Raw genomic sequence first — 16719 nt, forward strand, 5'->3', positions numbered from 1 at the left:
ATTAATAAATATTATAAAATGATTTATTATAAAGAGTTAATATACAAAAAGAACTGTAGATAAATTTGATTTTATACAAACCTTACCTACAGTTCATTAATTTATTATTTATTATCCATTATAAATTTCTTCATTTAAGTTATTTTCTGATTTAGATACATAAACAGCAGTTGCAGCATCTCCAACTACATTTAGTGAAGTAACAAGCATTTCTATTGGTCTGTTTATTGCTAGTATTAATGAATAAGCAAGTACTGCTGCATCATTTTGATATCCCATACCTGTTAAAACTGTAAATAATATTATAGCTCCAGCACCAGGTGCAGCAGGTGTACCAATTGATGCTATTAAAGCTAATAATGATATTATCAATATATTTCCTACAGTAACATCATATCCAGCACTAGATGCTATAAATATAGCTGCAATAACTTGCATTATAGCAGTTCCGTTCATATTAATAGTCATACCAAGTGGTAATGTAAAAGAAGCTATTTCTTCACTTACACCTAAATCTTCAACAATAGTCTTCGTATTTAAAGGAAGTGTTGCAGCAGATGAAGAAGTAGAGAAACCAAATAAAGCTACTTTTGAAATTTTCTTTACAAATATTATTGGATTTAACCCAGTAGTAAAGTAAATAAATAAAGCATATCCAACAGTTAAAAATAACAGTAAGGCTATAGTAGTAGTACCAACATATGCAAGGGCTGGTTTTAAATGATCAATACCATAAATTGCAAAAGTTCTTGTTATTAAAACAAAGATAGCTATTGGTCCAAACTTAGTTATTATAAATGTTAAGAAAGTAGTGATTATTTTATTTATATCTTGTAATAACTTTTTTAATACTAAAATTTCATCACCTAATGAGTTAATGCAAATTCCAGTAACACTAGCTAAGAAAACTATAGATAAAACACGTCCATTTTCACCAAATACTGAAGTTATATTGTTTGGTATAGCTTGTACAAATACTAAAAGTGGATTGCTAGAAACAGCTCCTTCACTTGAAGATATATTGTTTATACTTACATTAAATAATCCGAGTTTATTAGCAGTCATTCCGAATAAACCAGCTAATATTAATGCAAAGATAGATGTACCTAAAAATCCTAATATTGTTTTATAAGATATACGACCTAATTTTTTTGTATCACTTATATTACACATAGCAAGAGTTATTGATGTAAATACCATAGGTACTATTACTAATTGTAGTGAATTTATAAATAGTTGACCAACTATATAAAAGATTCCAATTGCCTTATTTGCATCTGGTTTAGTTATATCTTGGAATAATAAATTATTTATTATTGTCCAAGTGTCACCATTTCCATTTGAGATTAAGTTTTCTCTTAAGAAAATAAATGATGTTCCAGCTATTAATCCTATTATTAAGGCAGTTGCCATTTTGATAGCCAATTTGTTGGCGTGATTTATTGAAGTTTGAATTTTACTCATATAGTATCCTCCTAAAATTTTTTTTAGGATACCAAAAAAGCCTTAATACCAAAAGATATTAAGGCAAAAATACTACGTTACGTACATTTCCTTATTAGTCTCACAGGACTATCTTAAAGGTATCCTGTTTTTTAATATACAGTATAGAAAAGTATGTGTCAATAAAAAATTACATTAAAATATATATTTTGACATATAACAATTAGAGGATAAATAAATATTAAAGTAAATTTAAACTATAGATATTATTTTTAATATAAATTTATTAAGGGGGCGATTTAGTGATATTAAAAGGAAATATAATATTTACATCAAGGCCAGATAAATTTGAAACCTATCCTAATAGCTATATATTAGTTATAGATGGTAAAGTAAAAAGTATTACAAAAGAAATTCCTAAGGGGTATACAAAAGAAGATGTAGAAGACTTAGGAAATTCACTTATTATTCCAGGCTTTGTAGATATACATGTACATGCACCGCAACTATATAATGTAGGGATTGGATATAGTAAGCAGCTTATTCCATGGCTTAATGAATATACATTTCCACTAGAAAGCAAGTTTAAAGATATAGAATTTGCATATAAGGCATATGAAAAATTTGTAAAAGAGTTATGCAAAGTAGGAACAACTAGGTCTTGTGTTATGGCAACACTTCATAAAGATGCAACAAAGATTTTAATAGAACTTTTTGAAAAATCAGGTTTAGGTTCATATATTGGTAAAGTAAATATGGATAGAAATTCACCAAGTTATTTAATAGAAAATACAAAAGAATCTATACGAAATACAAAAGAACTTATTCTAGAACTAAAATCAAGAAATAGAACTGATGATAATTTTAAACCATTAGTTAATTATATAATTTCCCCTAGATTTGTACCAAGCACTACACCAGAGCTTATGAAAGGATTAGGAAAAATATCGAAGGACCATGAGATACCAATTCAATCTCATTTAGATGAAAATAATGATGAAATTAGATGGGTTAAAGAACTTCATCCAGAATGCAATAGTTTTTGTGAGGTTTACGAATATTATGGACTTCTTAGAAAAAATAAAACAATAATGGCTCATTGTATTTATAATGAAGAAGATGAAATTGAGATTTTAAAAAAATATAATATAATGGTAGCACATTGTCCTCAATCTAATTTTAATTTATCCAGTGGTATTATGCCTCTTAGAAAATATTTAAATAAAGGTATATCAGTAGGGCTAGGTTCAGATGTAGGCGCAGGTCATACTTTGGATATGACATTAATGAAGCATACTATTTAGCAACAAAAGGTGGAGGAAGTTTCTTTGGCAAAGTTGGTAGTTTTGAAGTTGATTATGAATTTGATGCTCTTATAGTTGATGATAATTTAGATAATAGAAGTCTTAAGTTAGAAGAAAGACTTGAAAGATTTATTTACTCTGGTAATAATAATTGGGTTAAGAGGTTAATATATTAAGTAATATATAGGTTATAAAATATGAATAATTTTTAAAATAAAAGTAAAAAATTCTTGTTTTGTGATATAATTTGATTATTTAAAAAACTTATAAGAGACATTGGAGGGATAATCAATTATGAAATACAAAGCTATATTATTTGACGCAGATGAAACTTTATTTGATTTTAAGAAAGCTGAAAGAGAAGCCTTTAAAAATACTATGATAGAATTTGGATTCGATTATGATGAAAATTATCATTTTAGTATATACAAAGAAATAAATGATGCTATATGGAAGGAACTTGAAGAAGGACTTATAACTCAATCAAAATTAAAAATAGAAAGATTTAAAAGATTTAGTGATAAATTAGAAGTTAAATTTGATGAAAATAAATTTGCAGCTTCTTATATGAAGCACTTAGGGAATGGGTCATTTTTATTTGATGGAGCAGTGGAGCTTATAGAAGATTTAAGTAATAAATATACACTTTCTATTGTTACTAATGGACTTACTTCAGTGCAAGAGAATAGAATTAAAAAATCTGTTATAGCAAAGTATTTTAAAGATATAGTTATTTCAGAGGAATTAGGCGTATCAAAACCAAATCCAGAAATTTTTGAACATGCTATAAGTAATTTAGGTGGTTTTAGTAAGGATGAAGTCCTTATGATTGGAGATAGTTTAAGCTCTGATATAAGGGGTGGCATTAACTATAATATAGATACTTGCTGGTTTAATCCAAATAATGTAGAAAATAAAACAGATTTAAGTCCTACTTATGAAATATCTAATTTTGATGGTATAAGAGATTTATTACTAAATAAGTTTTAGTAATCAAAAAGTCTAATTGGACATTATGTCCAATTAGACTTTTTATAGTTTAATGTTTTTTAGATTATATAAAATAGATAAAATAACTAAGCTAGATAATGAAAATAAAATTATAAAAGATAAGAAAAATCCAATAATAATATTCCATTTAATGATAAAAATTTTAAGGATATTATAATCAAATCCAAATACAGTAAATATTGTATTTAAAATAAACATTCCTAAAAATAAAGTGATTAATCCTGAATAACTTCCTTTTAAGTCATTGCTACTTAAATTCATATTTATAGAAATAGAAAAAGTTATAAATACAAAAATCCAAAATCATATAGTAAAAAAAGGATTACTTAATAAAATAATCATAACTATGTTATAAAAATCAGAAATATAAAGGTTAATTAAGCTTATAATATTGAAACTTTCAATTAAAGTATTATAAGAATTTATATTAATAGAACTTATAATATTACCACATAAATGAGGTATTAGAATTCTAAAACTAAAGGCTATAACAAGTGGTCCCATAATTATAGGGCCAATACCTATAAAAAAGTTTCCAATCTTTTGATACAAGCTACTTCTACTATATGAATGACTTACATACCCTAAAACCCCATCATTTTTACTTTCAATAGGTCTATATAGCTTAATATCACTTACTTTATGATTAAATAGCTTTGCTATTATATAGTGACTTACTTCATGTACTGGCACACCGATTATACCTGTTATTGTAAGAGAATTGCTATCAAATATCCAATAAAGATATTTATTTAGTTTTTTATTTATCAATGTTATTAATAGGGCAAATACCATAAAAATACCTATTAATGAGATTGTTGTTATTAGTGTATATTTTATTATATTTATCATATTTTTCTCCATTAATATAGTTTTGTTTTATATGATAGCACTAGAGCTTGATTTGTGCAAATTATAAAAAACATTTAATGCTTATATAACGTAACTTTTATATATAAGTGAGAATAATATATTAAGTGATAATAAGCATAGGGGGTGCAAAATGGCAAATATATCGGGGCGATTAATATTTGATATAAATAGAAATGCCAAAATTGATGTACAAGATTATGGAATTATAGACATACCTATAGTATTGCAAAACATATCAACAAATGAAAAATTGGGAGTATATACAGATAAAGAAGGAAACTATACTTTTACAAATGTACAAAATGGAAATTATCGTATAGTTTTGGTATATGGCTATAGTGGCAAAATACTTAGTACACCGGCAGAATTCATAAATACAAATACGGAGGTAGGAGAAATACCAACTGCAAAACTTCCTCCATATACAGTTTTAACTGGAAGTTACCCTAAACAAACAAATACATTAAATGCTGTAACACCTACAACTATATTTGTAACAGTTTCTGATGATAAAAATATAGAGGCAGAAACTATTTTTATTGGACCAGCAAGATATGAATCAATTAATTTATTATTAGATAGCTCTGCAACAATATCAGAAGTGAATTTATTAGATGCTGTAGATTATGGAACATTTGGAGATGTAGAAGCTGGAACACATCCAAATGGAGGTCCACTTATAAATCCCTATCCAGGAATAGCATATAGTTTTACTTTTGTTCCTCAAAGAGAAGTTATTCATGATGGATATTATAGTATAGGTAATACAATAGACCCATATCCACATTTTTTTTGGTGGAGATTATCAGACCATACAACTAGTATAGAAACTGGTAGAATGGAAATTGTAAATGGAGCATATGAAGGAGCTAGTTTTTTTCATACAAGAATTGATGTTGATACTAATACTGATTATGTATTTTCTGCATGGTTAATAAATCTTGATGATAATGCATCTCAAGAAGCACCTAAATTTGGTGTTGAAATTATGGGAGATACACCTGAGGAGATATTATATAATGATAAATTGGAAGATCTCTTTAGACCAACTGAGTCAATTTTGCCAATATGGAAAGAAATAGGTACAGCCTTAAATACAAGTGATAATAAATCAATAGGACTAAATTTTTATAGTGAAGGAGCAGCGGCTCCAGGAAATGATTATGCAGTTGATGATGTGAAGTTAAGATTAATAAGGTATCCTGTGATTTCTCCAGTAAAAGAAGTTGACAGTGGAACTTCAAATGTTGGAAATACAATACAATACACTGTAACTTTAGATAATACAAATGATAATCCATTAACGGATGTTATATTTAAAGATCCACAACCATCATCATTAGAATTTATCAGTGGAAGTGTAACTATAAATAACATATCATATCCATCATATAATCCAAATGATGGATTTAATGTACCTAACATTGAAGGAAAAAGTAAAACAATCATTACTTTCAAGGTAAAAGTAATAAGTTTGCCACAAGATCCAAATATAATCAATAAAGCCAATGTAACTTATAAATATACTCCAATAAGAGGTGGAATACCAAATACTTTTAATAGAGATAGTAATGACACCAAAGTCTATATTGGTAGAGCTATTATAGGTGGAGTAACAGAACCAAATGCAAGTTTTTCAAAATTAGTTGATAAAGAATATGTACAAATTGGAGATACACTAACATATACTATAATTGCACAAAATAGAGGTAATATTGAGGCTAATAATATAAAAATAGATGATGTTATACCAAATGGAACAAGTTATATAGAAAATTCAATAACATCAACAGTTGCATTTACAGGAAGTCCACTTACAAGTATAAATTTAACAAATCCGCTACAACCAGGAGAACAAGCAGTGATAATGTTTCAAGTAAAAGTAAATACTCTTCCTAATCCAAATCCAATACCAAACGTAGCAAATATAACATATAGTCATATTGTAAATCTAGATGAAGGTGAAGTAGTTGAACATAGTATTAGTAATACAGTTTATACATTAGTAGTGAATCCAAATGTATCAATAGTAAAATCAGAAAATATAAGCAAAGCAATTATTGGAAATGAAGTAACTTACACTTTACTTGTGGAAAATATAGGCAATATAGAATCTATAAATACTATAGTAAAAGATAGTCTTGTACCACAACTAACTTTCGTTCCAGGCAGTTTAGTTATAAATAATAGAGCTTCTAATTATAGTATAGTTACAGGTGTAAACTTAGGGACTTTAAATGTAGGTGATAAAGTTATATTAACATTTAAAGCAATAGTAAATGATACACCACCAACGTTAACTATAGATAATAGTGCAAATGTTACTTATAGTAGTTTAATTGGAGGAATAAGTATTGATAGTAGTGCAACAAGTAATGTAGTTCAGTTAGATGTTTATACTCCTAGTATTGAAGTAACTAAGCAGTCAAGTAAGCAAGAAGTGTGTGTAGGAGAAACTTATATTTACACTATAAATGTTACAAATACTAGTGACTTAGATATATCAAATGTTATACTAAATGATAATTTACCATCAGCATTTAAAGTTATAAGCATAGATGTAAATGGGATAATAATACAAAGCACTGAACTTAATGGACTTAATATAGGAAATTTAAATATAGGAGAAACGGTAACAATATTAGTAACAATACTTGTAACGTCAAATAATATTAATAACTTTAAAAATATAGTAACTACAAGTGGAACAGTTCAAGTAAATACAGCTAACCCACCAGTAACAGTAAGAGGATCAGCAATAGATAAGCAATCTGTAATAGTAATAGATAAGAATCCAAATATATCAATCGTAAAATCAGAAAATATAGATGAAGCTATAGTAGGAAATATAGTTACCTATACATTAGTAGTTAAAAATACAGGTAATACACTTAATACCAATGTAATTGTAGAAGATAAGCTTGAGCCAGAATTAACATTTGTATCTGGAAGTTTGAAAATAAATGAAGTACAATCAAATTTAAATATAACAACAGGAGTAAATATAGGAAATTTAGATGTAAATGAAGAAGCAATATTAACTTTTGAAGCTAAAGTAAATTCTGTTTTAGAAAATTCAACTATAACTAATTATTCAACAGTTAGTTATGATGTTATAGATCAAAGTTCGATTACTAGCTATAGTTCAACTAGTAACACCGTTTCATTAAACGTTTATAATACGGGCATTAAAGTTACAAAAGTATCAAATGAAAATATTGTATACCCTGGGGAAACATTTAACTATACAATAACAGTTACAAATAATAGTGGATTAAAAGTATCTAATGTCATATTGCAAGATAGTCTACCATCTCAGTTATCAATACGAAGTATAAGTGTAAATGGAACTATTGTAGGAACAACTAATCTTAATGGATTAAATATAGGTGATTTATTAGTAGGACAGACAACGACTATAGTAGTTACAGTATATGTATTATCAGATAATCTTAATAATTTTAAAAATATTGTTACTGCAAGTGGAACAGTACAAGCTAATAATGCTAATCAACCAACTACAGTAAGTGGTTCAGCTACAGATACTCAATCAGTTACAAGTATATGTCCCAATTTAAGTATATGTATAGTCAAACTAGAAAGTACATCTATAGCAACTGTTGGTAAGACGATAATTTATACTATAATAGTTAGAAATACGGGTAATATGACATATGAAAATACGATAATAGAAGATCCACTTTCATCACAACTTACATTTGTTCCAGATAGTTTAATCATAAATGGAGTTCCTTCAAATCAAAATATAATAAATGGAGTTAATATTGGAACTTTAAATGTAAATCAACAAGTTGTATTGACTTTTAAAGCAGTAGTAAATTCAATATGCCCAAGTCTAGTTATATCAAATAATGCAAATGTAAGATATAGTGTTGTACGAAATATGAGTACTAATAATTTAATTGATGAAAGTAATACTGTATATTTGGAGATATTAAATCCTCAGCTAAATATAATAAGAAAAGTTGATAAAGAGAATATATGTGTAGGAGATATTATAACTTATACTATAATAATTGAAAATATTGGTGATATAGAAATAGGTTCTAATAATATACCATTAGTTTTTTTCGATAAGTTATGTGAAAATGTTGATTTTATAAGTGATAGCTTAATGATAAATGGATATAAAGTTTATAATAAGAGCATTGAAAAAGGAATAATATTAGGTACTGTTGGTATAGGAGAAAGAGCTGTTATAGAATTTAAAGTTAAGGTTCGTTCTTGTTGTGATATTATGATAAAAAATAAACCTATACTAATGTATGGAATAAAAGGTATGAAAGGATTTATTGTAACAGATTTTGTTAAATAAATTGAGTAAACTTAATAAAAGAATGGTAGATGCTTATATCTACCATTCTTTTATTAAATTAATATTATAGATTAAATTTAATGATAAATAGAAATATTTAAATTAAAAATATATTACATTTATGACAAAGTTCAACAAATTTCTATTAAAGTGTATATTATAATACATTAGTTCGCATATTTTATATTTTGCAAATTGAGGGAGGAATTTATGTTTAAATTAAAAAAATGTGGTATTATAACAGCTATTTTTATAGTTGGTATGAGTAGTTTTTCAAATGCTCATTCTGGGAGAACTGATGGTTCGGGAGGTCATAGAGATAATCAAAATAAATCTGGACTAGGTAGCTATCATTATCATTGTGGAGGATATCCTGCACATTTACATACTAATGGATGTCCGTATAAAAGTTCAGGTGAAACTACACAATCATCGGCGACAGTACAATCGTCAACATCAACACAATCATCAGTAGAAAGTGATAAGAAGAAAGCGAAAACTAAGGGATATGATCAAGGGTATAAAGATGGATATAATAATAGTTATATAGATACATCATCTTACACTGGAAATTATCGTGAGGAATATAGTGAAGGATACAAAAATGGGTATGATGAAGGAAGTAAAAAACTTGAGTTAGAAATAGATTCTGTAAAAAATAGTGGATATAATATTGGTTTATCAGGAGCTTTATTAAATAATATTTATACAAATAAGGCATTATCACAAGCATATGAAGAAGGATATAATAAAGGCTTTAGTGAATATAAAAAAGTAAAAATAGAAGAGTATACTTTACAAGGTAAAAATGATAGTTATGAAGATAAGGCAATAATAGATTTTACAGATGATATTGAAGAAGAATTTAAAAATGCATATATACAATCATATAATGATGTTCAATTAGAATTAAAAAATAAATACTATAAATTAGGTTTTACATCAGCTATTAAAGGTGAAGAATATAAATCTATAGATGAAAATAATGAAAAATATATAGGATGGTTTAAGACTGGTTATGACGATGGAACTTCTAGCCTAGAAGATGGAATAGAAAAGGCTTATAATTTAGGTTATGAAGGTGAAGAGCTAGATATAAGTGAAGAAATGAACTTGGCTGAATATGTAATTAATGAATCTTATGTCAAAGGTGTTAGTGATAAAAAGAAAGAAACAACTTCTGGTATTGTTGGCTTAGGAGCAATAGCTGGAGTTGGTGGAGCAATTTATTACAAAGCTAGAAAGAATAGAATGAATAGAGATAAAGATAAAGTTTAGAATAGTATATAGGATTTATAGGTAAGTTTAATTTTACATAAACCTACTTATAGATCCTATATCTAATAATTAAGTATAAATAAAAATTACTTTTTCTTTATAGTACTACCTATAATAAGACCACCTAACATTCCAAAACATATTCCATAAGAAATAGCCTCTGGACCGAAGATACTTGTAAATGCGGAACCTAGTGCAACTCCAAAACACATTCCTAAGGTCATTCCCATAGACATATAATCATCTTCTATATAATCACTTCTTTTATTTGATTTATCATTTATCAAACTTTTTCTTTTTTTGTTAACTCTTTTAACTTTATTTATGAACATAATAGCTAAAAGACCTACAGCTAATAATGGTAAAATAATATTAATCATAAATCTTACTCCTTATAATCTATTTAAAATAGCAGAATATATAAATATAATGTATTAGAATTATATTATCATATTAGAATTATATTATCATATTAGAATTATTTTACAATCGAAAATTAGTTACAAATTCTATTCATGAAGAAATTAACCTGAAATATTATCCAAATTATACAACCTATTTGTTATAATAAATATAATAATTAACATTATAGGGGGATAAAATGAAAAATAAAAAAGAAAACAAACTAATAGGAAACTTATTAAAAAGTGGTAATGTATATAAATTAAAATGTGAAAAATGCAAAAGCATATCAGTACAAATAAGTGAAGATAAACAACCAGACCTTGTATGCTTAGAGTGTGGAGGAGTATGCAAAGTTTTATGATAGAAATTAAGAGCTCAAATATAGATAATAAAGGTAATATACATAAAATTATAAACTATGAAAATCCAACACAAAGTCAGATACAAAGTATATATAAGTTACTAAAAAATCAAAATAAAATAAATGATAAAGAGGAACTAAAAGATAAATTTCAAAATAAAGCATACAAAAATGGTAAGGGTGCATTATTTTATTTTATAGATAATGAAGCAGTTGCAAGTATATGTGTAGTACTTGAAAGCGCAAAAACTATAGGAAATAGCTTTATATATGATATAACAATAAATAAAGAAATAAACAACAAATATGCAATACTAGAGTTACTTATAAAAGAAGGAATATCACTATCAAAAGAGCATGGAGCAAATGATATTAGATTAGGCATAAGTCCTGATGTAATAGAAGTTTTTAAAAGTCTTGGATTTAAGGATGAATATAGAGCATTACAAATGGAACTAAATGATACTGATAAGAGGTGTGAAATTTTACAGCTAAAAGAATTGAATTATTATAATAAAGAAAAGTATATAAAAATATATAATAGTTCATTTAAAGATATGCCTCATGGGTGTATTATTTGTGAAGAAGATGTAAAAGAGTATTTAAGAAAAATTAATAATAATAATGATAAAACTCACTTTTACTATATTGTATGTGATAATCAAGATGAAATAGGATTTATGGAAGTTACTATTGAAGATGGAAAAGGAATGTTTGATATTGGTCTTTGTAAAAAATATAGAGGTATGGGATATGGTAGTAGATTATTAGAAACTGCAATTTCTTTTTTAGTAGAATTAGGAGCTAGTGTTAATTTAATTGTTATTGAAGATAATAAGGTTGCTTATGAAATGTATAAGAAAAGAGGATTTGAAGAAAGTTTTATAAAAAGCTATTGGAAAAAACTTAATGTTTAAAATAAATATGACTAGGTAAAATCTAGTCTTTTATTAATAAATCATAATATGTTTTTTTGTAAAGTTAGCAAGTGTAGAAAGTTTTACTAAGAGAACAAATAATTTAATTTAATTTATTAATTATACCAAATAGGAGAATAGTATGGGGAATGTAGTATTTACAGTTTATATAAGCATAGCATTGATTTTCTTAATATATAGTATAATATCGTGTAAAAAGAAGCGTATAATTTACACCATACGTAATAAAAGGATAAATGTTTCAAAAGATAATTATTATAATTTACAATTATTATTTTGTATAGCAAATTGTATTTTATTAATATTAGAGAGTGTAATTGCTTATAATAAAACGAGCACAAGCCTTTTTGTATCATATTATCTTGCTACATTTTGGTTAGTAAACTATTTATTAAAGTTTATAGGAATTAAAATGAAATACTTAAATACAAATTATAAATAATTTTAGAATAATATGAAAAAAAAGTAGGGATATCCTAATTGGTATACCCCTACTTTTTTATTATTGAAATATTTTCAATAATAAATTATAACTTTTTGATACTTTCATTAGTCTAATATATGAGAGGAGACATAATATGGATGAAAAATTAGTTAAAAAAGCGATCAAAGGAAACTTCAATGCATATAGCATTCTAGTGCATAATTTGAAGAATGAAGGATATAAAATAGCTTATACAATTTTGAAAAATGAACATGACAGTATAGATGCATACTTACAAGCAGTAGAAAAAGGATTGAAAAATATTACAAGCTTAAAAGAGGCTAAATACTTTAAAACATGGTTTTTAAAAATTGTTATAAACGAAGCTAAAAATATTATTAATAAAAATAACAAAGTAATTTATCTAGAAGAATTAGAGGAAAGAAAAGATGTTAAACATGAGGATAAAGAATCTAAGCTAGATTTAGAAGTATGTTTACAGAAAGTAGAACCACAAATTAGGGAAATGATAAGACTTAAATATTATATGGGATATAAATTAGAAGAAATATCCAGCATTTTAGATGTACCAATAGGAACTGTGAAAGGAAAGATGTATACAGCATTAAAAGATATGAAAAAACAGTTGGAGGTGAAGTAATATGAGAATTTATGATAATGATATAGAAAAGTTACTTGAAGAATTTGAAAGTGAAGAAATAAAAGTTCCAGATAAATTAGACGATAAGTTAAATTTGAAATTAAAAGAACTAAAGCTTAACCCTTATAAAAAATGGATAGTATCTTCTGCTGCATCTATTTTAGTAATAGGAATTTCTTATATTACAATTCCATCTTTTAGGAGTTTTGGAGATTCAGTTTTTAAATATATATTTAGTGATATTGGTGTTGAGAATGCAGTTAATAATGAGTATAGTAGTGGAGAAAATCAAAAAATAAAAATAGGTAATTATAATATTAGTATAGAAAATATATACATAGATACTTTGAGAATCAGTTTTGAAGCAGTAATTTTAGGTGATATTAAATATATTGATGATATGGATGCAAATAGTAGTTTATATGTTGAAGGAATTAGCTTTGAAGAGATATCAGTAAATAACGGCGTTTTTTATGAAGAAGATAATAAGTTAAAAGCTAATGTTCAAATTATTGGTGATGGAGTTTCTAATTTAATAAAAAATAAAGACAGGTTAAATTTAAAATTAAAATTAGTAAAGTATATTGATACTGAAGAGGAGATATTAGGTAAAACGGACATAACTATTAATATACCTAAGGATGTACAAAATACAAAAGAAATTAAAATAAATAAAGTAATAAAAGATGATGGTTTAAATATTAGTATAGAAAAGTTAGTAGTATCGCCTACAATGATGTATATGGATACATCAGGCGAATTAGAGGAAGTTGGAAATATACAAGGATTATACAACTTTAAGATATTATCAGATAATGGAAGTATGTATAATGAAAGTTTATCACTATCAGGTATTGGAAAAGATGGTGGATGGAGACAAACTATAATTCCATCAGTTTATTATGATAAAAGCAAAAGTTTAAATTTAAAAGCTGAGGGTGTACTTATTGATGCCAATAAAGAAATAGAAATTAATTTAAATGATACTTACCCAAAAGAAATAGATTATTTTGGACATGTATTAACTATAAGAAAAGTTGAGTATATAGATAACAAATTAATTGTGGAAGTTTTAGAAGATGATAATATTAGCTATGCTGGAGCAAGTTCTATAGATAAAGAATATGCAAGTTCTGGTTATTATATATCTGAAGGGTGGTATGGAAGTAGGTTTGATATTGATAAAAAAGATAGTTATAATTTAAATTTAGCATTAATATTAAAATATAACTATCCTATAGATGTTAAGATTAATGTGATTAGGTAAAATATATAAGCCTAAACTATAAGGGGGAAACCAGTATGAATGAGGTTATACAAACTATAAACAAAAGGGTATCGCTAAGAAAATATCAAGCAAAAAATATATCAAAGGAACACATAGACATAATAATAGACAGTGCCATAAAAGCACCAACAGCAGGTAATATGATGATGTATTCAATATTAAAAATACAAGATGAAAAAACAAAAGAAATTTTAAGTAAAAGCTGCGATAATCAACCATTTATAAAAAAAGCACCTTTAATACTTATATTTTTGGCGGATATGCAAAAATGGTATGACTATTATAAATTATGTAATATAGAAAATATAAAATATCCAGGTATGAATGATTTTATGTTATCTATAAATGATGCAATAATAGCATGTGAAAATGCTGTTTTAGCATCAGAAAGCTTAGGTATTGGAAGTTGTTATATAGGGGATATTATGGAAAATTATGAAGTACATAAAGAATTATTAAACTTACCCAATTATACATTTCCAGCAGCTATGATAACTCTTGGATATTACCCGGAAAATATTAAGAGAATATATAGGGAAAGATTTAAAAAAGATTACGTTGTATTTGATGAAAAATATAGAAGATTAGATGATAAAAGTTTAATAAAAATGTTTGAAGAAAAAGAAGAGAATATGCCTAAGTATAATGCTTTTAATGCAAAAAATTTTGGGGAGTTAACTTATAAAAGAAAAACTAGTGCAGATTTTTCTATTGAGATGGATAGATCTATAAAGAAGTGGATTAAGAGTTTTACTAATTATTTAGAAGATTAATAACAATAAAAACTAGTGCTTGGTATTTTCCCAAGCACTATCTAAAGAAACCTACGCTTGCTAAAATTATACCTATTACACCTAGCCCTGCTAACCAAGTGATTATAATATTTGTAATAACTGTCATAAATTCACCTCCATTAGTAAATATAGTCAATTATATGAAAATATAAACTAATAAAGGGAAGATATATAGTTTAAAATAAAAAGGTATCTATTATTAGGAATGTGTGATATAATAATATTTGTAGCGATACACAAATAAATTAAGAAAAACCTAGTAATAGGTTTACAGGAGTATTTTTAATGAAAAATGGAATAGTAAAATGGTTTAACAATGAAAAAGGATTTGGTTTCATATCAGTAGAAGGTGGAGATGATGTATTCGTACATTTCACAGCTATACAAACTGATGGGTTTAAATCATTAGAAGATGGTCAAAAAGTAAGCTTTAATATAGTTGAAGGTTCTAGAGGCCCACAAGCAGAGAACGTAACTATATTATAATATATATACATGTTCATGGAAAAGACACATTATGTGTCTTTTTTATTGCAATTGAAATAAAAAGTAGATGTCTTAATACATTAAAATAATATAAAGACATCTACTTTTTATTATAAAAAAATAATGAATATTAGCTTATTTATTATTTATAATAACATTTTACTTTAATATTTTGGTTAAAATTTCCAAAGTTTGAACCAAAGATATTAATACCACCAGGATTCTGAGTATCTTTAGGGCATTCTATCTTGAAAGATAAGCTATCCATATCATCTTTGATTAAATCAGATAATTTAATATCTGAAAGTTTAATACCATCAAGGAATGATCCTTCATCATTAATTTTAATCATCTTTAATAAGCCATATTCAGTTCCTAAATCCCACCAACTAGGAGTGAAAACTCCCTTTCTATCACCAAAATCACCTGGACTTGTCCATTTGCCTAAAGATAGATTATTTAGATAAAAATAAATATCAGATTTAAAGGAATTATTATATCCTGGAAACTCAGAGCAAATTTCTAAAGAAATTTCTATCTCAGTTAAATTGTTAAAGTCTATATCATAAATTGGTATAGAATATTCTAGATAACCAGATGTAAACCATATAAGAGAAATTTCGCTACGATTAGGAGAAGCAAAATATCTTGGATCATCTAATATACCAAATAGCTTATCTTTTGAAGCCAATCCACAAGGAGCATAAATTTTAAAAGCTGAGTAAGATCCTATAGGAATATCTATTTCAGTGTAATTACTAGGATTTTCCTCATAATTATTATTTAGTATGACTTGTACTTCACTAGTCTTTATTTTACATAACTTTAGTAATCCTCTTACACCAGGTTGAGAATAAGATTCTACAATTCCAACGCTTTCTAGTTGATTTATATGTTTAGTAATTACTGCAGACGACATATTAAGTTCAGAACTTAAATCTTTTATAGACATTTCTTTATTTTGTATTAAAGAAATAATTTTTAATCTAGTTTCACTTGCTAATGCTTGAAAAAATGCTAAGTTTTTATCTAAAGCTTTTATATATATCTTACTTAAATTCTTATTACTCATTTTTAAATTGTACCTCCGTATTATAAGAATATTATAACATAATGC

Annotated in this window: 14 protein-coding genes; 10 read left to right on the forward strand and 4 right to left on the reverse strand. The window is 26.1% G+C overall.

Annotated elements, in window-relative coordinates; all coding sequences use genetic code 11:
- Positions 1 to 111: 111 nt before the first annotated feature.
- Positions 112 to 1464 carry a dicarboxylate/amino acid:cation symporter gene (locus tag EIH23_RS02680; RefSeq protein WP_243113305.1) on the reverse strand — a complete coding sequence of 451 codons (1353 nt, stop codon included), beginning with the start codon at positions 1462 to 1464 and terminating at the stop codon, positions 112 to 114.
- Positions 1465 to 1745: 281 nt separating this feature from the next.
- On the opposite strand from EIH23_RS02680, the gene EIH23_RS02685 reads away from it, so the two are divergent.
- Together EIH23_RS02685 and EIH23_RS02690 are read left to right on the forward strand one after the other, a co-directional pair.
- Positions 1746 to 2747 carry an amidohydrolase family protein gene (locus EIH23_RS02685; protein ID WP_330566163.1) on the forward strand — a complete coding sequence of 334 codons (1002 nt, stop codon included), beginning with the start codon at positions 1746 to 1748 and terminating at the stop codon, positions 2745 to 2747.
- A gap of 294 nt (positions 2748 to 3041) precedes the next feature.
- Positions 3042 to 3737 carry a YjjG family noncanonical pyrimidine nucleotidase gene (locus tag EIH23_RS02690; RefSeq protein WP_122638679.1) on the forward strand — a complete coding sequence of 232 codons (696 nt, stop codon included), beginning with the start codon at positions 3042 to 3044 and terminating at the stop codon, positions 3735 to 3737.
- 324 nt (positions 3738 to 4061) lie between these two features.
- On the opposite strand, the gene EIH23_RS02695 is transcribed toward EIH23_RS02690, so the two are convergent.
- On the reverse strand, positions 4062 to 4610 hold the full coding sequence (locus EIH23_RS02695) for a hypothetical protein (protein ID WP_122638680.1): 549 nt from the start codon (positions 4608 to 4610) through the stop codon (positions 4062 to 4064).
- 151 nt (positions 4611 to 4761) lie between these two features.
- On the opposite strand from EIH23_RS02695, the gene EIH23_RS02700 reads away from it, so the two are divergent.
- Together EIH23_RS02700 and EIH23_RS16815 are read left to right on the forward strand one after the other, a co-directional pair.
- Complete coding sequence (locus EIH23_RS02700) at positions 4762 to 8967, forward strand: DUF7507 domain-containing protein (RefSeq protein ID WP_122638681.1); 4206 nt, start codon at positions 4762 to 4764, stop codon at positions 8965 to 8967.
- Positions 8968 to 9177: 210 nt separating this feature from the next.
- Positions 9178 to 10245 carry a YHYH domain-containing protein gene (locus EIH23_RS16815; RefSeq protein WP_330566164.1) on the forward strand — a complete coding sequence of 356 codons (1068 nt, stop codon included), beginning with the start codon at positions 9178 to 9180 and terminating at the stop codon, positions 10243 to 10245.
- 86 nt (positions 10246 to 10331) lie between these two features.
- On the opposite strand, the gene EIH23_RS02710 is transcribed toward EIH23_RS16815, so the two are convergent.
- On the reverse strand, positions 10332 to 10625 hold the full coding sequence (locus EIH23_RS02710; protein ID WP_122638682.1) for a DUF2700 domain-containing protein: 294 nt from the start codon (positions 10623 to 10625) through the stop codon (positions 10332 to 10334).
- A 221-nt stretch (positions 10626 to 10846) separates the two neighbouring features.
- Between EIH23_RS02710 and EIH23_RS16175 the strand changes: the two genes are divergently transcribed.
- The 6 genes from EIH23_RS16175 to cspD all read left to right on the forward strand — a co-directional run bounded on the left by EIH23_RS16175 (position 10847) and on the right by cspD (position 15602).
- Positions 10847 to 11011: a hypothetical protein gene (locus EIH23_RS16175; protein WP_164488962.1), complete on the forward strand. Its 165-nt coding sequence runs from the start codon at positions 10847 to 10849 to the stop codon at positions 11009 to 11011.
- On the forward strand, positions 11008 to 11928 hold the full coding sequence (locus EIH23_RS02715) for a GNAT family N-acetyltransferase (protein ID WP_164488963.1): 921 nt from the start codon (positions 11008 to 11010) through the stop codon (positions 11926 to 11928). The genes EIH23_RS16175 and EIH23_RS02715 overlap by 4 nt, the downstream gene beginning before the upstream one ends.
- Positions 11929 to 12527: 599 nt before the next feature.
- Positions 12528 to 13034, forward strand: a complete 507-nt coding sequence (locus EIH23_RS02720) for a sigma-70 family RNA polymerase sigma factor (protein ID WP_122638685.1) — start codon at positions 12528 to 12530, stop codon at positions 13032 to 13034.
- A gap of 1 nt (position 13035) precedes the next feature.
- On the forward strand, positions 13036 to 14301 hold the full coding sequence (locus EIH23_RS02725) for a DUF5643 domain-containing protein (RefSeq protein ID WP_122638686.1): 1266 nt from the start codon (positions 13036 to 13038) through the stop codon (positions 14299 to 14301).
- Between the two features lie 35 nt (positions 14302 to 14336).
- Positions 14337 to 15095 (forward strand): nitroreductase family protein, encoded by a 759-nt coding sequence (locus EIH23_RS02730; protein ID WP_122638687.1) that lies wholly within the window; start codon positions 14337 to 14339, stop codon positions 15093 to 15095.
- A 306-nt stretch (positions 15096 to 15401) separates the two neighbouring features.
- Positions 15402 to 15602 (forward strand): cold-shock protein CspD, encoded by a 201-nt coding sequence (cspD, locus tag EIH23_RS02735; RefSeq protein ID WP_122638688.1) that lies wholly within the window; start codon positions 15402 to 15404, stop codon positions 15600 to 15602.
- A 142-nt stretch (positions 15603 to 15744) separates the two neighbouring features.
- Here cspD and EIH23_RS02740 read toward each other — a convergent pair whose 3' ends face one another.
- Positions 15745 to 16674, reverse strand: coding sequence for an ArsR/SmtB family transcription factor (locus EIH23_RS02740; RefSeq protein ID WP_122638689.1), 930 nt, complete (start codon positions 16672 to 16674; stop codon positions 15745 to 15747).
- Positions 16675 to 16719: the final 45 nt, after the last annotated feature.

The sequence above is a fragment of the Romboutsia sp. Marseille-P6047 genome, from assembly GCF_900604535.1.
Lineage (GTDB): Bacteria > Bacillota > Clostridia > Peptostreptococcales > Peptostreptococcaceae > Romboutsia_E.

Bases quoted from the DNA above. Each gene is read 5' to 3' on its own strand.
- EIH23_RS02680 (WP_243113305.1), bottom strand. From the start codon at position 1,464: ATGAGTAAAATTCAAACTTCAATAAATCACGCCAACAAATTGGCTATC.
- EIH23_RS02690 (WP_122638679.1), top strand. From the start codon at position 3,042: ATGAAATACAAAGCTATATTATTTGACGCAGATGAAACTTTATTTGAT.
- EIH23_RS02695 (WP_122638680.1), bottom strand. From the start codon at position 4,610: ATGATAAATATAATAAAATATACACTAATAACAACAATCTCATTAATA.
- EIH23_RS02700 (WP_122638681.1), top strand. From the start codon at position 4,762: ATGGCAAATATATCGGGGCGATTAATATTTGATATAAATAGAAATGCC.
- EIH23_RS16815 (WP_330566164.1), top strand. From the start codon at position 9,178: ATGTTTAAATTAAAAAAATGTGGTATTATAACAGCTATTTTTATAGTT.
- EIH23_RS02710 (WP_122638682.1), bottom strand. From the start codon at position 10,625: ATGATTAATATTATTTTACCATTATTAGCTGTAGGTCTTTTAGCTATT.
- EIH23_RS16175 (WP_164488962.1), top strand. From the start codon at position 10,847: ATGAAAAATAAAAAAGAAAACAAACTAATAGGAAACTTATTAAAAAGT.
- EIH23_RS02715 (WP_164488963.1), top strand. From the start codon at position 11,008: ATGATAGAAATTAAGAGCTCAAATATAGATAATAAAGGTAATATACAT.
- EIH23_RS02720 (WP_122638685.1), top strand. From the start codon at position 12,528: ATGGATGAAAAATTAGTTAAAAAAGCGATCAAAGGAAACTTCAATGCA.
- EIH23_RS02725 (WP_122638686.1), top strand. From the start codon at position 13,036: ATGAGAATTTATGATAATGATATAGAAAAGTTACTTGAAGAATTTGAA.
- EIH23_RS02730 (WP_122638687.1), top strand. From the start codon at position 14,337: ATGAATGAGGTTATACAAACTATAAACAAAAGGGTATCGCTAAGAAAA.
- cspD (WP_122638688.1), top strand. From the start codon at position 15,402: ATGAAAAATGGAATAGTAAAATGGTTTAACAATGAAAAAGGATTTGGT.
- EIH23_RS02740 (WP_122638689.1), bottom strand. From the start codon at position 16,674: ATGAGTAATAAGAATTTAAGTAAGATATATATAAAAGCTTTAGATAAA.